The following is a 16667-nucleotide window of genomic DNA, read 5'->3' as shown; positions in this document are numbered from 1 at the left end:
ATTTCTTTATGAACGAGCTTTTAATGCTACCTCCGCATAATATTGATGCCGAACAGGCGGTTCTTGGGACCATATTAAGTAATGGTGAAAGCCTTTATAAAGTCATTGAAATCTTAAAACCCGAGGATTTTTACCGGGAATCCCATAAACTTCTTTACCAGGTAATGCTTGAATTAAATGAAAAGGGCGAACCGATTACCATTTTAACGGTAACCGAGGCCTTAAAACAAAAAGGTGACCTGGAGCGGGCGGGGGGAGTTTCGTATATTGCTTCCCTTTTAGCCATGGCAGTGCCGGAAGCTACCCTGGAAAGCCATGCCGAGATAATTGAAGAAAAAGCAGTTTTGCGGCATTTAATCGACCTTTCGGAGAAAATAAAAAGGCTTAGTTATACTGAAAAAGATGCGGAAAGCATTTTAGAAGAGGCGGAACGACTGGTTTTAGAAGTAGGAATGAAACGGAATCAGCAGTCGTATACCGCGGTTCGAGAAATTGTTTACGACGCCATCGAACGAATTGAGTTTTTATACCAGAACCGGGGCAATATTACCGGGATTCCGACTCATTTTTACGATTTAGACCGGATGTTAAACGGCTTGCAAAAAAGCGACCTGATTATTGTGGCCGCCCGGCCGGCGATGGGAAAAACCAGTTTTTGTCTTAATGTCGCCCAAAATGCTGCGATTAAAAGCGGAGTGCCGGTGGCGGTTTTTAGCCTGGAAATGTCCAAAGAGCAGCTGGTGACCAGGATGCTGACCTCCGAAGCCATGGTAGACCAGCACCGGGTAAGGGCCGGGGAGCTTTCCGATGAAGATTGGCTGCGGCTTACGGAAGTGGCGGGAATATTAGCTAAAGCTCCGATTTACATTGACGATACGCCCGGTTTAACGATCCGCGAGCTCCGGGCCAGAGCAAGGAGGCTTAAGCAGGAAAAAAACATCGGATTAATTATAATTGACTACCTGCAACTTTTAAACGGCAGTCGCCGGGCCGAAAGCCGGCAGCAGGAAATTTCCGAAATCTCCCGGGCCTTAAAAGGGTTGGCGAAAGAGTTAGACTTGCCGGTGGTGGCGTTATCCCAGCTTTCCCGGGCGGTGGAGGCGCGGCAGGATAAAAGGCCTATTATGTCGGATTTAAGGGAATCCGGTTCGTTAGAGCAGGATGCCGATATTGTCATGTTTATCTACCGGGAAGAGTATTACAAGCCCGATACGGAAAAGAAAAGCATAGCGGAAATTATCATTGCCAAGCAAAGAAACGGCCCAACGGGGATTGTGGAGCTGGGATTTTTAAAAGAATTCACCAAATTTGTTAATTTAGCCAAAAAGTATACGGAATAATTTTTTTGGCAAAACTTGACGATGGAAAGATAATAGCGGTATACTAAATTTAAAACGCAGCATTAGACGGGACAAAGTAACTTTGTCCCGCTTTTGCGTTTTTAGGGGAATATTATACAAAAAAAAGTTTTTTTAAGAAAAATTATATAACAGCTTAGGATGGTAAAAATGCGCATAGTAGAAGCCTTTATTGGCGAATATGCCAGCGGAAAGAGTGAAAATGCAGTAAACCGGGCATTAGAACTAAAAAATCAAGGCCGAACGGTAAACCTGGTGGACTTGGATACGGTAGAACCATTTTATACCCTGACTCCCATTAAAAAAGAGTTGGAAGCTTTGGGACTTAAAGTATTGGCCTGGGAGCGGGATGAGGCTCTTGGCTTTGGGGAGACAGGGGTACTTTTAAAGCCGGAAATTCGCTGGGCTCTTAGATATCCTGGAGACGTAATTTTTGATGTGGGCTACGGTGTGCATGGTTCAAGAAGTTTAAACTTAATTGAAGGAATCTGGCAGGAACCAAATTTAAAAGTTTATGCGGTTATCAATGCTTCCCGTCCCATGACCCGGGAAGTTGATGATATTGTCGAGCATGTAAAAAGCCTTGGCCGGGTGGATGGATTAATCAACAATACCCACCTGGGGGATGAAACCACCTGGGATGTAATTTGTGACGGCGAGGAAAAAGTGTTAAGGGCTGCAAAAATTTTGGGCTTACCGGTATTATGGACCGCCGTTGACCAAAAACTAATTAATGGTAATGGGGAAATGCTTCAAAAGCTTAAAACCCCGGTTAAGGGGTTAATAAGATACATGCCAAAAACTTTTTGGTAATACTACGAGGAGGTGCGAAAAATGGCAAATAAGCCAATTACCGGGGAGCAAAGAGTGTTTATGACCGGGAACGAAGTTATCGCTTATGCGGCGGTGATGGCCGAAGCGGATATTATGTACGGTTACCCGATTACTCCCCAAAACGAAATTATGCACTACTGGACCAGGCTTGCGCCAAAATACGGCAAAAAGTTTTTACAAACCGAGGACGAGCTCTCGGCTGGTTTTACTACCATAGGAGGGGTCCTGGCCGGAAGAAAGGCTTTTACCGCCACTGCCGGTCCTGGCAACACCTTGATGCAGGAGCCGATGTCCATGGCGGAAATGATGCGGATTCCCACCCTCTTGATAGTACAACAGCGGGGTGGTCCATCAACGGCTACCGTTATCTATTCCCAGCAGGAAGTGACGATGACCACCTTTGGTGGCAACGGTGAAGGCTTTAGAATTGTCTACTCTACCGCAAGCCACCAGGACCTTTATGATTATGTAATTAAAGGTTTTAATACCGCGTGGAAATACCGTTTCCCCACCTTTATCTTGGGCGATGGTTATCAAGCCAAAATGCGGGAAGCCTGTGTTATGTACGATCCTGCCGAAAGAGGGATCGAACTTGTGAAACCTACTCCTTACATGGGTGCTCCCGGCACTCCCGGGGTAGACCGCAAACCAAGTCATATGCGGAACACCTACAATACCGAGGAAGAGCTGTATGAAGTGGTCATGAACCTTGCCAAAGCGTACGAAGCCATAATACCGGAAGTGGTAGAATTTGAGGAACTAAATGCCTTTGAAGCGGATACCGTTATCATTGCCCACGGTGTCGTTTCCCGGGCGGCCAAAGGAGCGGTAAAAGAGCTTCTTGCCGAAGGTGAGAAAAAAGTTGGTTATTTCCGGCCAATTACCTTGAGACCTCTTGCGGTAAACGAACTACGGGAAATTGCTCAAAGAGCCAAGAAACTGATTATAGCTGAATCTTCCTATGGTCAGCTTTTAAAGCAAATTAAAGAAGCAATTTACGGAACCGATGTTGAAATACACACCATCTTAAAGCCGGGTGTGGGCATTACCCAGGAAGAAATCGTGGCCAAGTACCACGAGGTTAAATAAGGGAGGGATAAAGGTGAACTATCCGCAAATACCAAAAAGCTGGAATATAGAATCAAAACCCCATAAGTTTTGCCCCGGCTGTGGCCACGGGATAGCTTTGAAAGCTTTAGGTATGGTCATTGATGAGCTTGGCATTCAGGATAAAACGGTTTTTGGTGTAGATATTGGTTGTTCCCTTTTGGCCTGGGACTTTTTCAATGTGGATACCATCCAAACCCACCACGGTCGTACCACACCGGTCATAACCGGGATAAAGAGGGCTAACCCGGAATTAATAACCATTGCTTACATGGGGGACGGTGGCGGTTACGCTATTGGTTCGCAGCACCTGGTTAATGCTGCAGCAAGAAATGAAAAAATCACCGTTATCCTGATTAACAACACCAACTACGGAATGACCGGTGGGCAAATGGCACCAACGACCCTGCCCGGACAAAAAACTGAAACCACCCCTTATGGCCGGGATGTCGATGAAACCGGTTATCCGACCTTAGGTCCGGAAATGGTAGCGGCAATTGCCCGGGAAGGGGCTTATGTGGCTCGGGGAACGGTGGCCAATCTCCGCCAGTTAAAAGGATTTATCAAGAAAGCCATTGAAAACCAGATGGCCGGCAACGGTTTTTCCTTTGTGGAAGTGCTTTCCGGCTGTCCTACCAACTGGAGGACCAATGCCAAAGAAACCTGGGACTTCATTGAAAACACCATGACCCAATACTTTAAAGTAGGGGAATTAAAAGTACCCGGGAAGGGGGAATAAAGATGGCGAAGGTCGTTAAAATTGCTCTGGCCGGCGAAGGTGGACAGGGAGTTCAGTCGGTAGCGGAAATAATTGCTGAAGCGGCCAACGAAGAGGGAAAAGAGGCAATTTACATCCCTAACTTTGGTGTGGAGCAGCGGGGCGGAGTGTCCATTGCCTTTATCCAAATTAGCGATGAGCCTATCGGCAGTCCCAAGTTTGAAAAAGGCGATATCGTGGTAGCCCTTTCCGACCGGGCGATACGGCGGACCCGGCAGTATGTAGGGGAAAACACGATTTTTGTTTACGACAGCAGTATTGAAGGGGTAGAAAAGGACCTGCCTACCAACGCTAAAAAAATCCTGGCAATTCCGGCGTTGGAAATAGCCAAAAAAGAACTCCACCCCCGGGTATTTAATGTTGTGATCATGGGAGCAGTGCTGGAAGCTACGGGTGTAGTTACAATGGAACAGGCTAAAAAAGCTATTGAGAAGAAATTAGGATATAAATTTGAAAAGGATCCGAAATTACGGGAATTAAACTATAAAGCCATTGACCGGGGTGCTTCCCTGGTCCGGGAACAGTAGAAGGGGGGAAGACCGGTGGAATTTAAAGCAAGAGTATTGGAGCACACCAAAGGTACCTGGACGATTTATCCGGGCCTTTGCAAAGGTTGCGGCCTCTGCATGGCAAAATGCCCCAAAGGAGCGATTAGCTGGTCGGAAGTCTTGGGGGTCTACGGCACCCCGGCCGTGGAATCCGATGATAAATGTATCGCCTGCGGCATCTGCCAGATGGTCTGCCCCGACTGTGCTATCTACGTCGAAAAGAAAAAGTAGCAATTTCGGGACGGTTCTTTTCTTTATACTTAAAGTATAAAGATAGGGACTGTCCCTATTTTTATACTTAAAACCTACGACCTAAATTACTACTTCTTTGGTGGTGGTAGAGGCTGGAGTGGTGAGTTCAACGGTTTTTACCTTGCCCTGGGGTTGGGTTACTGTTAGTTTTACCGCGGTGTTGGCTGGCACCGGCAGGGTTAACCTACCGGTTACCGGGTGGAGGTAGCCCACATCTATAAAGTCCTGGCCTCTGGCATTATAGGATATCATTCCTTCGAACGGTTTCTTCTGAGGATTTTGACTTATGATTTTTAAATAAGAAGCTTCAGCAAGGTATTTTAATAATTTTCCGGCATCGGGAATTCCCCAGCCGTAGCCAAAGTTTGGCTTATCGGCAAAACTTCCGGAAATTTTTAAAAGACTGAAAAGGGTGTCGGGGTCTAACTTATATTTTTCCAGGATTGCTGCAAGCATTCCCGAAATTATAGGAGCGGCAGCGGAACTTCCGCTTTGCGAAGCATATCCTTTGCTCCAGGTAGATACAACACCCACTCCCGGGGCTAAAAGGTCTGGCTTTAAATAATAGGGAAAGCGAAAGGTAGCAGTTTGAGGTGTGACAAAATCAGTGTTGCTAAAGGGGGCCGGGTAAAGAAATTTATAATTTACGGTTTTTGGATAAAAATCCAAAGCGCCAACTCCCAACACCCCGGGGATATTTCCGGGGCTTGAGGATGTTTCGGGGCCATCATTGCCAATGGCTGCTACCGGCAAGATGCCTAAAAGCAGAAGATTGACCATGGGTTGAACGAGGAGAGATAAAAATCCTTCTACTCCCCACGACATATTAACTATGCTAATGTTTTTTTGCAGAGCTATAAACTGAAGGCCGGCGATAATTTGCTCTAAGCTACCGGAACCATCACGGTCTAAAACTTTTACCGAAAAAAGTTTTGCTGCGGGGGCAATTCCCAGCGGGTTATCTTTTGTACCGGCGACAATTAAGCCCCCGGTAAAAGTACCGTGCCCATTATCATCAAAAGCTTCACCTGGTTTACCCGGAGTCACCTTACCGTCTTGCTCCACCTTTGCCCAGCCTACGATTTTCCCCAAAAGATTGGGATGCCTGGGATTTATTCCGGTATCCAAATGGCCTACTACAATTCCTTCCCCAAACAATCCCTTATCCCAGAGGGCAGTGGCGTTTACCGGTTTATACTGCCAGAGGCTTTCCTTAAAAGGAGCCCGGGCAGGGTGGTAGATTTTCCGGCGGGTAACGGGGATTTTCACTCTTTGCTCCGCTAAATCAATGCTTCTTACTTCGGGATTTTCTAAAAGCCTTTGAATAGTATCCGCATCAAGTTCGGCAATAAACCCTGGCAAAAGCCAGTAACTTCTTGCGTTATCAGCTCTACCCCCTAAGAGCTTTTTAACCTTCTCTTCAAGATGTTTTTCCAGGGTTGTGATTACTTCTTCCCGGTCAAGTCCCCGGTAAAAGGGTTGCTCGAAAATTACCGCAACCTTAACCGTTTCTCCTATCTTTAAGGTAAAAAGCTTTTCTTTTAAAGCTTTTCCCATTTTATTCTTACCTGCCATTTTTGTCACCTCTTTCCGGTTCTCTTAATAAAATATGAAATTACCAATGCCAGGGTAACTTTTATTTTTTGCGTGTTTGGTAACAATACCATTGGGGTGAATTTTATGTACTGTGCCTTTTGTAACTCGTTTAAGGAAAAGGGTATTTGGCTTTTGGGCCGTTTTTTATGCCGGGAATGTGAAAAGGAGTTAACCAAAATCCTGCCGGTTAATCCTGCCTATCCGTTCATCGTCAAAAGGTTTCGAAACTTTTTCTTAAAACAAAAGCAGTTATGGTAAAATTATTGTAAAAGGTTAAATCTTAAGGAGAAGCTATGTCAGGTTTAATAGATAAAATCCAAAAACATATCCAAAAAAAACCTATCTCTTTCCACATGCCCGGTCATAAAAATGGCCGTTTTATACCGAAAAAAGTAAAAAATCTTTTAGGAGAAAAATATTTCAAAGCAGATTTAACCGAGCTTCCGGGGCTTGATAACCTTTATGCGCCGGAAGAGGCCATACTTAAATTAGAGGAGAAACTTTCCCGCTACTTTGGTTTACCCCGGGCGCATCTATCGGTTAACGGCTCTACGGCGGCGGTAATAGCCTTAATGCTTTCATTTTTTCGGCCGGGTGAAAAAATAGCGGTTGATCGGATGTCCCACGTATCTCTGTACCATGGTATGGTTTTAGGGGACTTAACTCCGGAATTTATCTATCCTCATTGGGACGAGGAGTACGGACTTCCGGTAAATAAGACTCCTAAAGCTCACTACAAAAATTATTTTCTGACCAACCCCGACTACCAGGGGCTAATTCGGGATTTAACGGAGCTTAAAACCGACCGGCTCCTTCTGGATGCGGCTCACGGGGGTTTAATCCCCCTGTGGCGACCGGATTTTTTTAAAAACATTGCAGGATTTGCGGTAAGCCTGCATAAAACCGGTCCCTTTCCCAACCCTCTGGCGGCGGTGGTTTTTCGGGATAAAGGGATAGAAGTGAAACGGGCGCTAAACTTAATCCAAACCACCAGCCCTTCGTACCCTTTAATGGCTGCGGCCGAGGGCGGGGTGGACATGCTATTAAAGGTGGGTGCACGAGCCTTTCAAAAAGCCAAGGAGCTTTCAGAACATTTTAAGGAGTACTTGAAAAAACGGGGAATCGGGTTTCTTCAGGATAAATACCCGGCGGACCCTTTAAAAGTTACCATAAAAGCGGCGGATTTGGGTGTTTCCGGAGAAAAAATTGCCGCAAAGTTAAGGAAAAAGGGAATTTACCCGGAGGCTTACGGCCCGGGTTATGTGCTTTTTATGTTTTCCCCGGGTAATACCGAAAAAGATGTCAAAAAGCTTATAAACATTATTGAAACGATAAAAGGTAGAGATAAAAAAATCTTTATCCCGAAAAATCCTTTTAGTTTTTGGCCAGAACTAAAATTAACCCCGCGGGAAGTGTATTATGCCCAAGAAAAGCTTGTGGATTTAAAAGCTTCAGTGGGTTATACTGCCCGGGATGGGGTTACGGTCTACCCTCCGGGAGCACCGGTACTCTATCCGGGGGAAGAAATTACTAAAGAAGCAGTGGAGTATTTAGAGTATCATTTAAACTTGGGAGTAAAGGTAACCGGGATATATGATGGCAGGATAAAGGTGGTAAGGTAATGCGCGGTAAATTTATTACCATTGAAGGGGTGGAAGGGTCAGGAAAAACCACCCAGATCCAATATATTGCTCGGTATCTTACAGAAAAAAATATACCCCACATTATCACCCGGGAGCCCGGTGGTACTGCTTTGGGTAAAAAAATACGGGAACTTTTGTTAAACCCCACCTACCCGGTGGTACCGGAGGCAGAAATTCTTTTATACCTTGCTGACCGGGCCCAGCATGTGGGGGAAAAGATAATTCCCCATTTGGACAAAGGGGTATGGGTAATTTCCGACCGGTATTTTGATTCAACGTTGGCTTATCAGGGTTACGGTCGGGGATTTGACCTAACCCTTCTAAAAAGTTTCATAGCTTTTGCTACCAAAGGTTTAATTCCTGATTTAACAGTATTAATTGACCTTCCTCCGGAAGTAGGATTATCCCGTGTTAAAGACCGGGGAGAATATGACCGTTTGGAGCGGGAGACTTTGGAATTTCACCAAAGGGTAAGGGAAGGCTTTTTACAACTTGCCAGAGATCAGCGTTTTCGAGTGGTGGATGGCCGGAAAAAGCCCGAGGAAATTTTTTGGGAAATCAAAGGGTTTTTGGAGGGGCTAAATGGATAATCTAATTATAGAAGCTTTAAATCAGGATAAGCTAAGTCATGCGTATTTATTAACTTCACCGGTTCTTGAGGTGGTAGTGGATTTTGCCCGAAGGACCGCCCGGGAAATCTTAATAAAATCGGCCAATGACCCCGTGGAGGCAGCAAACCTTTTTGAGGCGGGAACTCATCCGGATTTTCTCTGGCTTGCACCCGATGGGAGCTCCTTTAAAATCTGGCAGGTCAATGAAGTGTTGATTCCCAAAGTTTACCTTACTCCCCAAAAGGGCAGCCGCAAGGTAATTGTTTTAGAAGAAGTGGATAAAATGACCCTTGATGCCGCCAATGCTTTTTTAAAGACTTTAGAGGAGCCGCCGGCAGGGGTTACTTACCTTTTAATTGCTACCATGCCGGAAAAAGTGCTTCCGACAATTCATTCCCGCTGCCAAAAAGTTAAAGTTTCAGCCGAAGATTTTACAGGCCAGTATAAAGGGTATGCGGAAAAGTTTTATGAGCTTTTAACTTTGCCCTGGGAGGAGTTTTATAAAAAGACGGAAAAGATTACCCGGGAAGAGCTAAATAATCTTTTGCTGGCAGGAGAATTAATTCTCCGGGATGCGCTGATTGTTGATAAGGGCTCGGAAAAATTGTTTTATCCGGATCTTTTCGATAAAGCACAGGAATTAAACCGTTTAGGTGAAGGGGAAATTTACCGTTTACTTAATCGTTTGGAAGAGTTTTTAGCCAAAACCCGTTTAAATTTAAATCCCAGGCTTGTGTTAGAAAACCTTTACCTGAACTTTAGCTTTTACAAGTAGTAAACTTTGAAAAAATAATTTATAATAAAAACAATTATAAATTGGAGGAGTAATATGCCAAAAGTAGTTGGGATTCGCTTTAAAAAAGCGGGGAAGATTTATTATTTTGACCCGTTGGACATAGATTTTCAATACGGTGATGGTGCTATAGTAGAAACCATCCGGGGGGTAGAATACGGCGAAGTAATGATTCCACCCAAAGAGGTTCCTGAAGAGGAATTGGTTTTACCGCTAAAGCCGGTGATAAGGAAAGCTACCCCTGAAGATTTGGAAATTGTGCGGGAAAATAAAAAAAGGGAAAAAAAAGCCTTTGCTATTTGCCTGGAGAAAATTGCCCAGCACGGACTTCCCATGAAACTCGTGGGGGTAGAATATACCTTTGACCGCAATAAAGTAATTTTTTATTTTACCGCTGATGGGCGGATTGATTTCAGGGAACTGGTGCGGGATTTAGCAGCGGTGTTTAAAACCCGGATCGAACTTCGGCAAATCGGAGTCCGGGATGAAGCGAAAATGATCGGCGGACTTGGCTGTTGCGGGCGGGAGCTTTGCTGTGCTTCCTGGCTTTCGGAATTTGCGCCGGTTTCGATTAAAATGGCCAAAGAGCAAAACCTCACTTTAAACCCTACCAAGATTTCCGGCATCTGCGGCCGCCTGATGTGCTGTCTCAAATTCGAAAGCGATACTTACGAACAGGTCAAAGACGATTATCCGGAAGTTGGCGAAGCGGTGCTTACTCCGATGGGAGAAGGTAAGGTTACCGGAGTTAATATTTTCAGGAAAACCGTCTATGTGGAGTTAAAGGAACAAAAGCATGTCAAGGAGTTCCCGGCCGAAGAGGTAGTGGCTAAAGAGGAAGTAGAGGAGGGTGAGGTATTTGAACAATCTTTCGACCCTTCTTAGCCAGTTTGAGGAAAATATAAAAAAGCTTTTGGAAGAGTATTTGGAAATCAAATCCTATGTTTCCCAGCTTGAAGAGGAGAATCAAAAGCTACGCCAGGAGGTTATCAAGTTTTACAAGCCACTGCAGGAAGAGGTCAAAAAAGAAAAAAAGCCCGGGCCTGGATTTCAAAATTTAGCCCGCCTTTACCAGGAGGGGTTTCACGTCTGCCATGCGCATTTTGGCGAAGCCCGGGGTGATGAAGACTGCCTCTGGTGTATAACTTTTATCAAAGGAAGAAACAACGAGCGAGGGGAAGGAATTGACGAAGAAATACGCCGAACTGCCCCCTGATCGGGTGGACGATTTAAAAAGAGCCGGGCTGAAGATTTACCAGAACCCGGCGCTTTTTTGTTTTGCGATTGATAGTGTCCTCCTGGCCTGGTTTACCAAAACAGCTCCCAACGACCGGGTAGTGGACCTGGGAACCGGCAACGGGGTTGTTCCCCTGCTTTTATATGGAAGAAACCGGGAGATTGGGAAAATATACGGCATTGAAATTCAGGAAAAGCTGTACCAGTTGGCGGTGAAGTCTGTTGCTTTAAACAATCTTGAAGAAAAAATCGAAATAATCCTTGGTGATTTAAAAGATGCACCCGCTATCCTCGGGAAGGGTTTTGATGTAGTAACCGCCAACCCTCCTTATCGCAAAAAGGGGGAGGGGCGTTTAAATCCCGTGCCGGAAGTGGCGGCAGCCCGCCATGAGCTTTTAACTACTTTGGAAGACGTGGTGGCGACAGCGGCAAAACTTTTAAAGCCCCGGGGGAGTTTTTATTTAGTGCATCTGCCCGAAAGGCTTCCGGAAATCTTTACCCATTTTACCCGGTATAAACTAAATCCCGAAGTGTTACTGCCGGTGCAGCCCAAGCCCGGAGAGAACGTAAACCTTGTTTTAATAAAAGCGGTTAAGGGGAGCCGGCGCAAATTAGAGTTTTTAGCTCCTCTGTGGGTTTATGAAAAAGACGGTCAATATTCCGAACAGGTGCGCCGGATTTTTGAGGGGGAAGAGTAATGGGAACCTTATATTTGGTACCAACACCCCTTGGCAACTTAAAAGATATTACCTTAAGGGCGTTAGATACATTAAAAGAAGTAGATATCATAGCCGCCGAAGACACCCGGCATACTTTGAAGCTTCTAAACCATTATGAAATAAAAAAACCCCTTCTATCCTACCACGAACACAACCGCCGGGAAGCGGGGAAAAAAATTCTTGAACTTTTAGCCCAGGGGAAACATGTGGCTTTAGTAACCGATGCCGGAACTCCAGGCATTTCCGACCCGGGAGAGGATATCGTGCGGGAAGCACTAAAGGAAGGGTATAAAGTCGAAGCTCTTCCGGGAGCTTCGGCATTAATTGTGGCCCTGGCGGCCAGCGGCCTTACTACTTCCCGCTTTTGCTTTGAAGGATTTTTACCCCGAAAAGCCGGGGAGCGGGAGAAAGTGTTACGGGAACTTTCCCGGGAAAGACGAACCATGATTTTTTACGAAGCCCCCCACCGGCTTCTTAAGACTTTGGAAGATTTAGCAAAACATTTTGGAGAAAAGCGCCAGATGGTGGTAGCTCGGGAGCTTACCAAAATCCATGAAGAGTATATCCGGGGAAGCATTGCCGAGGTTCTCTCCCATTTTAAAGAAAAAGAGCCCAAAGGCGAGTTTGTGTTGGTGGTAGAAGGAGCACCACCGGAAGAAAAAAACGTGGAGGAATTTGTGCGGGAATGTATCGAAAGAGGTTTATCCCAGAAAGAGGCAGTTTTACTTGGCCGCGAACTTGGCTTTAAGAAAAAAGAAATTTATAAATTGTATCTTCAATTGAAGTAGCAGTTTCGGGACAGTCCCTAAAATTATACTTAAAGATAAATAGCGGGACTGTCCCTTTTTTTATCTAATAAAATCGGCCTTTTTGGTAAACGCTAATAAAAATGAAAGGGGGCCGATTATGCGGGATGTGGATTTTGACCGGGGACTTCGGGAACGAATTGAAGAAGCGCTTTTAAGTAAATTAAAAGAAAGCGCCATTGGCATGAATATTGATGTGAAAGATGGGGTGGTCAAGCTTCACGGGACGGTCGATGTGCTTTCTGAGAAAAAAGCGGCGGAAGAAATTATCCACCGCATCCCCGGGGTCAAAAAGGTCGAAAACGAGCTTACGGTAGCGTTGGATAACGGAAGCTACAGCGACCGGGAAATAGAAGAAGAATTAAACGATAAGCTTGCCAATGACCCGCGGATTGAAGGGGAAATCGGAGCTAAAGTTTTTAGTGGCATAGTCACTTTACAGGGCAGAGTAGATGCTGCAATTAAAGAATTCTGGGCCCGGCAGGTAGCGGAAAGGACCCGGGGAGTGGTGGAAGTACGAAGCCAGGTAGAAGTATTGCCGGAAATGGAGATAGATGACAGCAAAATTGCCAATGAAATCTCGCGGCAGCTCAATAATTCCCTGCATGTTAACCGCCGGGATATAATTGTAGAAGTGGTAAACGGCGAGGTAACGTTAAAAGGAGTGGTGGATACCCCCGAACAGGCTCTTCAGGCGGAGCTGATTGCCTTAGGAGTCAAAGGTGTAAAACGGGTGGAAAAAGAGTTAGAGTTTCGCCACGGAGAAGATGAAGGCGATAAAAAGCTAACCAACGAGTTAAGAGAAGCTTTAGGTAAAGCCGGCCTTGCCATGGTACGGGCAGTGGTGGTTGATGGAATTGCGTTTTTACACGGTAAGGTTGGTACCCCCGACCAACGCCACCGGGCCGAAGAAGTGGCAGCAAAAATTGAAGGAATCCGGGAAGTGCATAATGCCATTTACATAACGGTTCATTAATCAAAACCCAAAAAATCTTAAAAACTTCTCCACAAATCCTTAACAAATTTAAGCAGGAAATACCCCGCTTGAAGGCGAATTTATACCTCAAAATAAAAAAAGCGGGGTTGTGTGGTATGTACTATTATTACAGCAATCAGGATAAAAAACCGTCATTTTTAAGCTATGTCTTGGTTTCCCTAATTTCAGCTATTATCGGTGGCCTTTTAGTGGTAATGTTTGTACCAGGCCTGGTGAAAGGAAATGTATCAACTACCGGGACTATAGAGAAAAGGGTTATTTATGAGGATAAAAGCCCGGTAGTTACGGTAGCCGAAGAAGTAGGGCCAGCGGTGGTGGGAATTTCCAACAAAGTAACATTTCAGGCCGGAGATGTACCTCATAATAATGTAGAACAGGCTACCGGTTCAGGAGTTATCATTGATGCCAAAGGTTACATTGTCACCAATGAGCATGTTATTCGCAATGCTACTGATTTAACGGTAACGCTGGCAAACGGAAAACAATTCCCGGCCAAAATAGTGGGAAAGGATCCCCGAACGGACCTGGCGGTAATAAAAATTGACCCCGGCAGCGAAAAGCTCACGGTTGCCCGCTGGGGGGATTCGGATAAAATAAAAGTAGGGGAGCTGGCGGTAGCCATTGGAAACCCTTTAAGCCTTGACTTTGCGAGAACCGTTACTGCCGGTATAATTTCGGCGAAAAACCGCATTTTAAACATGGACGGCCAGCAGTACGAGCTGATCCAGACCGATGCGGCGATAAACCCCGGAAACTCCGGCGGAGCCTTAGTAAATGCTGCCGGTGAAGTAATAGGCATTAACTCCATTAAAATTTCCCTGTCGGGGGTCGAAGGTTTGGGCTTTGCCATTCCGAGCAATATCGCTAAGCCTATCGTTGAAGAGCTCATTAAAAACGGTAAAGTCATTCGCCCCTGGATGGGGATTGAAGGACAAACTATTGACGAAGAATTTGCTCAGTATAAGGGCTTAAAGCAGAAAAGCGGTGTGTATGTAGCCCGGGTAGTAAAAGACGGACCGTCGGCAAAAGCAGGCTTAAAAGATAATGACATTATCATCGAATTTGACGGGGTAAAAATCGAGAAGTTTGAAGATTTAAGGAATGCCGTTTTAAAACACAAAGTCGGTGACGAAGTAAAAGTGAAAGTATTGCGGGGCGATAAAGAGATGACCTTTAAAGTTAAACTTGGCGAAATGCCGGCGGAGTAAGGGATGGTACCGGCAACCTGTGACTTTTGCGACCTTATGCCCATATCTCTGGTGGTGTAAATGGAGATAACTATTGTTGCGGTAGGAAAAATCAAAGAAAAATATTTAAAAGAGGGGATAGCCGAGTATTTAAAACGGCTATCCCCTTATGCCCGTTTAGCGATAATTGAGGTGGACGACGAAAACGCTCCGGAAAACCTATCGCCTGCGGAAGCCGAAAAGGTAGTAAAAAAGGAAGGGGAGCGAATTTTAGCTAAAATCACCCCTTCTTCTTTTGTTGTTGCCCTTGATCTTAAAGGAAAAAATCTCTCATCTGAAGAGTTTGCCCATTTTATTTCGGAAAAGAACCTTTATGGCCAAAGTAAGCTTACTTTTATTATCGGCGGCTCCCTTGGCCTTTCCCGGGAGGTCTTGGAACGGGCGGATTTTAAGCTTTCTTTTGGCAGGATGACCTATCCCCACCAGCTGATGCGCTTAATCCTACTGGAACAAATTTACCGGGCGTTTAAGATAATCCGGGGGGAGCCTTATCATAAGTGATAAAGACAAAAATCTAGATAAAATAAAAAATATAACAAGATTTGGGTTTCTTCCAACTCCCCATGGTTTAACAGGGATAATTTTGAAAGGGGAGTTAACCCCTCGTATCCCTTATAAGAAATCGTAACAGTTACTCGGGTTGCTACTCGGCTTTGCCCTATCATCCTGAAATGTAAAAGATTTAAAGAATTGCCATTTTATTAAGTTGAAAATCATTTACAAAAATAAAGTTTAATTCCAAATCCCCTGCCGTTTTGGCAGGGGATTTTTTATGCCTTAATCGTTAGTATGTTTTGTAGGTTGTGAAGAAGCATTTTATTTTTATTGGTAATCTACAGGCAATGCTGTTCTTCAGCCCTTATCGGAAGAAGAAGAAACTTACTGGGTAATGTGTTGGCAAAGCTGATTTTGTACTTACATTGAAAAAAACTTGAGCGAACTGTAATATCGATAGAAGATTTAATTTAAGTTTCTAAATTAATGATTTCTGCAAATTCTTTTGACTTAGTGTAGTTTTGGACGAAACCAATGAAAGCTTGAGCAGCCCGTGATAGGCATCGATCTTTTTGCCAGGCTAAACCGATAGTTATGTTCATTGGTTCTTCTAATTGGATACTGACAATTTTATCCCATTTTTTTGTTATTCCATTCATTAAAAAAGTAATTCCCAAGCCATTACTAACCAATTCTTTTATCGTTTCAATTTGACATGAGGAAAGGAGAATATTTGGAGAAAACCCGTAATAGTTGCAGAGGGCGATAATTTTATGACGAGTGTAGGAATCCTCTTTTAATAAGATAAATTGTTCATCTTCTAATTGGCGCAAACTTATTCTTTTTTCCTGACTAAATCTATGATTTTCAGATACACAAAGAACAATTTGGTCTTTGGTTATGGGCAACATACAGAGATTTTCACTTTGCTCTGGAAGAATGATAAGACCCAAGTCAAGTTCTCCATTTTCAAGTAAAGATACCATAGCCCAGGAACCTTCTTCGCGTACATGCAATTCCAAGTGGGGGTAAGCGTTTTTAAAACCTTTGAAAATTTTAGGAAAAAGGTAAGCTCCGATCATTGGGGGATTCCAAGTTTAATAACACCTTTTTTATAATTTTTTAAATCTTCAAGCTCGGATTGGGCTTTTTTTACATCCTTTAGTATTTTTTCTACATGTTGAAGAAACAGCTTGCCCTCGTCGGTTAGAACAACTTTCCGTTTACTACGATCGAAAAGTTGGACTTTTAGTTCTTGTTCAAGATTATTTATTGCAATTGTGATGGATGGTTGAGCAACATGAAGTTGTTCAGCAGCTCGAGTAAAGCTGTTAAGTTTGCTAACAGCATAAAAATACTCTAATTGTCGGAATTCCATTTGTTTCACCTCTTTTAAGATGCCACTAAAAAAATCCAGTTAATAAGTGAAAAAAATAACAAATTATGTTAATCAATTTCACCATCTAATTATTTCGAATTTTAGTATACCAATTATGTTAAAAAAAATCAATCAAATAAGAGCAAGAGCTGTTTATATACTCGAATAAGCAGAAATAGATAATATAAATAAAGTTATTTAAAAAAAATATTAATTACTTAGGAAAGGCGAAATAATAAATAGAAAATATTAGAAATTTTCCCTTAAGA

The 16667-nt window shown here is 44.0% G+C and carries 20 protein-coding genes; 17 read left to right on the top strand and 3 right to left on the bottom strand.

Going from position 1 to position 16667, the window contains the following annotated elements; genetic code table 11:
* Positions 1-8 precede the first annotated feature (8 nt).
* The 6 genes from dnaB to CARFE_RS0104035 all read left to right on the top strand — a co-directional run bounded on the left by dnaB (position 9) and on the right by CARFE_RS0104035 (position 4856).
* On the top strand, positions 9-1340 hold the full coding sequence (gene dnaB / locus CARFE_RS0104060; RefSeq protein ID WP_011342989.1) for a replicative DNA helicase: 1332 nt from the start codon (positions 9-11) through the stop codon (positions 1338-1340).
* A gap of 168 nt (positions 1341-1508) precedes the next feature.
* On the top strand, positions 1509-2171 hold the full coding sequence (locus CARFE_RS0104055; RefSeq protein ID WP_028051837.1) for a hypothetical protein: 663 nt from the start codon (positions 1509-1511) through the stop codon (positions 2169-2171).
* 21 nt (positions 2172-2192) lie between these two features.
* Positions 2193-3281, top strand: a complete 1089-nt coding sequence (locus CARFE_RS0104050) for a ferredoxin oxidoreductase (RefSeq protein WP_028051836.1) — start codon at positions 2193-2195, stop codon at positions 3279-3281.
* Positions 3282-3294: 13 nt separating this feature from the next.
* Positions 3295-4038: a thiamine pyrophosphate-dependent enzyme gene (locus CARFE_RS0104045; RefSeq protein ID WP_154652717.1), complete on the top strand. Its 744-nt coding sequence runs from the start codon at positions 3295-3297 to the stop codon at positions 4036-4038.
* A gap of 2 nt (positions 4039-4040) precedes the next feature.
* On the top strand, positions 4041-4604 hold the full coding sequence (locus CARFE_RS0104040) for a 2-oxoacid:acceptor oxidoreductase family protein (RefSeq protein ID WP_028051834.1): 564 nt from the start codon (positions 4041-4043) through the stop codon (positions 4602-4604).
* Positions 4605-4619: 15 nt separating this feature from the next.
* Entirely contained in the window at positions 4620-4856 is a 237-nt protein-coding gene (locus CARFE_RS0104035; protein WP_011342994.1) for a 4Fe-4S dicluster domain-containing protein, read from the top strand.
* Between the two features lie 81 nt (positions 4857-4937).
* On the opposite strand, the gene CARFE_RS0104030 is transcribed toward CARFE_RS0104035, so the two are convergent.
* Positions 4938-6452, bottom strand: a complete 1515-nt coding sequence (locus tag CARFE_RS0104030; protein WP_028051833.1) for a S8 family peptidase — start codon at positions 6450-6452, stop codon at positions 4938-4940.
* A 105-nt stretch (positions 6453-6557) separates the two neighbouring features.
* Between CARFE_RS0104030 and CARFE_RS15875 the strand changes: the two genes are divergently transcribed.
* From CARFE_RS15875 to rlmH, 11 genes are all read left to right on the top strand, one after another.
* Positions 6558-6731 (top strand): sigma factor G inhibitor Gin, encoded by a 174-nt coding sequence (locus CARFE_RS15875; protein WP_083757213.1) that lies wholly within the window; start codon positions 6558-6560, stop codon positions 6729-6731.
* Positions 6732-6766: 35 nt separating this feature from the next.
* Positions 6767-8095 (top strand): aminotransferase class I/II-fold pyridoxal phosphate-dependent enzyme, encoded by a 1329-nt coding sequence (locus CARFE_RS0104020; protein ID WP_028051832.1) that lies wholly within the window; start codon positions 6767-6769, stop codon positions 8093-8095.
* On the top strand, positions 8095-8706 hold the full coding sequence (gene tmk, locus CARFE_RS0104015; protein ID WP_028051831.1) for a dTMP kinase: 612 nt from the start codon (positions 8095-8097) through the stop codon (positions 8704-8706). The genes CARFE_RS0104020 and tmk overlap by 1 nt, the downstream gene beginning before the upstream one ends.
* Complete coding sequence (locus tag CARFE_RS15495; RefSeq protein WP_028051830.1) at positions 8699-9502, top strand: hypothetical protein; 804 nt, start codon at positions 8699-8701, stop codon at positions 9500-9502. Before tmk ends, CARFE_RS15495 begins: the two co-directional genes overlap by 8 nt.
* Positions 9503-9556: 54 nt before the next feature.
* On the top strand, positions 9557-10405 hold the full coding sequence (locus CARFE_RS0104005) for a PSP1 domain-containing protein (protein ID WP_028051829.1): 849 nt from the start codon (positions 9557-9559) through the stop codon (positions 10403-10405).
* Complete coding sequence (locus CARFE_RS14225; protein WP_051250146.1) at positions 10380-10736, top strand: initiation-control protein YabA; 357 nt, start codon at positions 10380-10382, stop codon at positions 10734-10736. Before CARFE_RS0104005 ends, CARFE_RS14225 begins: the two co-directional genes overlap by 26 nt.
* Complete coding sequence (locus CARFE_RS0103995) at positions 10705-11454, top strand: tRNA1(Val) (adenine(37)-N6)-methyltransferase (protein WP_028051828.1); 750 nt, start codon at positions 10705-10707, stop codon at positions 11452-11454. The genes CARFE_RS14225 and CARFE_RS0103995 overlap by 32 nt, the downstream gene beginning before the upstream one ends.
* Positions 11454-12263: a 16S rRNA (cytidine(1402)-2'-O)-methyltransferase gene (gene rsmI, locus CARFE_RS0103990; protein ID WP_028051827.1), complete on the top strand. Its 810-nt coding sequence runs from the start codon at positions 11454-11456 to the stop codon at positions 12261-12263. Before CARFE_RS0103995 ends, rsmI begins: the two co-directional genes overlap by 1 nt.
* A 118-nt stretch (positions 12264-12381) precedes the next feature.
* Positions 12382-13257: a BON domain-containing protein gene (locus CARFE_RS0103985; protein ID WP_028051826.1), complete on the top strand. Its 876-nt coding sequence runs from the start codon at positions 12382-12384 to the stop codon at positions 13255-13257.
* Between the two features lie 116 nt (positions 13258-13373).
* Positions 13374-14486, top strand: coding sequence for a S1C family serine protease (locus CARFE_RS0103980; protein WP_051250145.1), 1113 nt, complete (start codon positions 13374-13376; stop codon positions 14484-14486).
* 60 nt (positions 14487-14546) lie between these two features.
* Positions 14547-15026: a 23S rRNA (pseudouridine(1915)-N(3))-methyltransferase RlmH gene (gene rlmH, locus CARFE_RS0103975; protein WP_028051824.1), complete on the top strand. Its 480-nt coding sequence runs from the start codon at positions 14547-14549 to the stop codon at positions 15024-15026.
* A 464-nt stretch (positions 15027-15490) separates the two neighbouring features.
* Here the strand turns inward: rlmH and CARFE_RS14220 are convergent, their stop codons facing one another.
* Both CARFE_RS14220 and CARFE_RS16425 read right to left on the bottom strand, forming a co-directional pair.
* Positions 15491-16102, bottom strand: coding sequence for a LysR family transcriptional regulator substrate-binding protein (locus tag CARFE_RS14220; RefSeq protein ID WP_210432929.1), 612 nt, complete (start codon positions 16100-16102; stop codon positions 15491-15493).
* Complete coding sequence (locus tag CARFE_RS16425; RefSeq protein ID WP_210432928.1) at positions 16099-16398, bottom strand: LysR family transcriptional regulator; 300 nt, start codon at positions 16396-16398, stop codon at positions 16099-16101. The genes CARFE_RS14220 and CARFE_RS16425 overlap by 4 nt, the downstream gene beginning before the upstream one ends.
* Positions 16399-16667 lie beyond the last annotated feature (269 nt).

The sequence above is a fragment of the Carboxydothermus ferrireducens DSM 11255 genome, assembly GCF_000427565.1.
Classification (GTDB): Bacteria; Bacillota; Z-2901; order Carboxydothermales; family Carboxydothermaceae; genus Carboxydothermus; species Carboxydothermus hydrogenoformans.
This window is presented reverse-complemented; position numbering and strand designations above follow the sequence as displayed.

Excerpts from the sequence above, each read along its gene's own strand:
- CARFE_RS0104055 (WP_028051837.1), top strand. The coding sequence starts at position 1,509 with ATGCGCATAGTAGAAGCCTTTATTGGCGAATATGCCAGCGGAAAGAGT.
- CARFE_RS0104005 (WP_028051829.1), top strand. The coding sequence starts at position 9,557 with ATGCCAAAAGTAGTTGGGATTCGCTTTAAAAAAGCGGGGAAGATTTAT.
- CARFE_RS15875 (WP_083757213.1), top strand. The coding sequence starts at position 6,558 with ATGTACTGTGCCTTTTGTAACTCGTTTAAGGAAAAGGGTATTTGGCTT.
- CARFE_RS0103980 (WP_051250145.1), top strand. The coding sequence starts at position 13,374 with ATGTACTATTATTACAGCAATCAGGATAAAAAACCGTCATTTTTAAGC.
- CARFE_RS0104030 (WP_028051833.1), bottom strand. The coding sequence starts at position 6,452 with ATGGCAGGTAAGAATAAAATGGGAAAAGCTTTAAAAGAAAAGCTTTTT.
- CARFE_RS0103985 (WP_028051826.1), top strand. The coding sequence starts at position 12,382 with ATGCGGGATGTGGATTTTGACCGGGGACTTCGGGAACGAATTGAAGAA.
- tmk (WP_028051831.1), top strand. The coding sequence starts at position 8,095 with ATGCGCGGTAAATTTATTACCATTGAAGGGGTGGAAGGGTCAGGAAAA.
- CARFE_RS16425 (WP_210432928.1), bottom strand. The coding sequence starts at position 16,398 with ATGGAATTCCGACAATTAGAGTATTTTTATGCTGTTAGCAAACTTAAC.
- rlmH (WP_028051824.1), top strand. The coding sequence starts at position 14,547 with ATGGAGATAACTATTGTTGCGGTAGGAAAAATCAAAGAAAAATATTTA.
- CARFE_RS14220 (WP_210432929.1), bottom strand. The coding sequence starts at position 16,102 with ATGATCGGAGCTTACCTTTTTCCTAAAATTTTCAAAGGTTTTAAAAAC.
- rsmI (WP_028051827.1), top strand. The coding sequence starts at position 11,454 with ATGGGAACCTTATATTTGGTACCAACACCCCTTGGCAACTTAAAAGAT.
- CARFE_RS15495 (WP_028051830.1), top strand. The coding sequence starts at position 8,699 with ATGGATAATCTAATTATAGAAGCTTTAAATCAGGATAAGCTAAGTCAT.
- CARFE_RS0104050 (WP_028051836.1), top strand. The coding sequence starts at position 2,193 with ATGGCAAATAAGCCAATTACCGGGGAGCAAAGAGTGTTTATGACCGGG.
- CARFE_RS0104040 (WP_028051834.1), top strand. The coding sequence starts at position 4,041 with ATGGCGAAGGTCGTTAAAATTGCTCTGGCCGGCGAAGGTGGACAGGGA.
- CARFE_RS0104020 (WP_028051832.1), top strand. The coding sequence starts at position 6,767 with ATGTCAGGTTTAATAGATAAAATCCAAAAACATATCCAAAAAAAACCT.
- dnaB (WP_011342989.1), top strand. The coding sequence starts at position 9 with ATGAACGAGCTTTTAATGCTACCTCCGCATAATATTGATGCCGAACAG.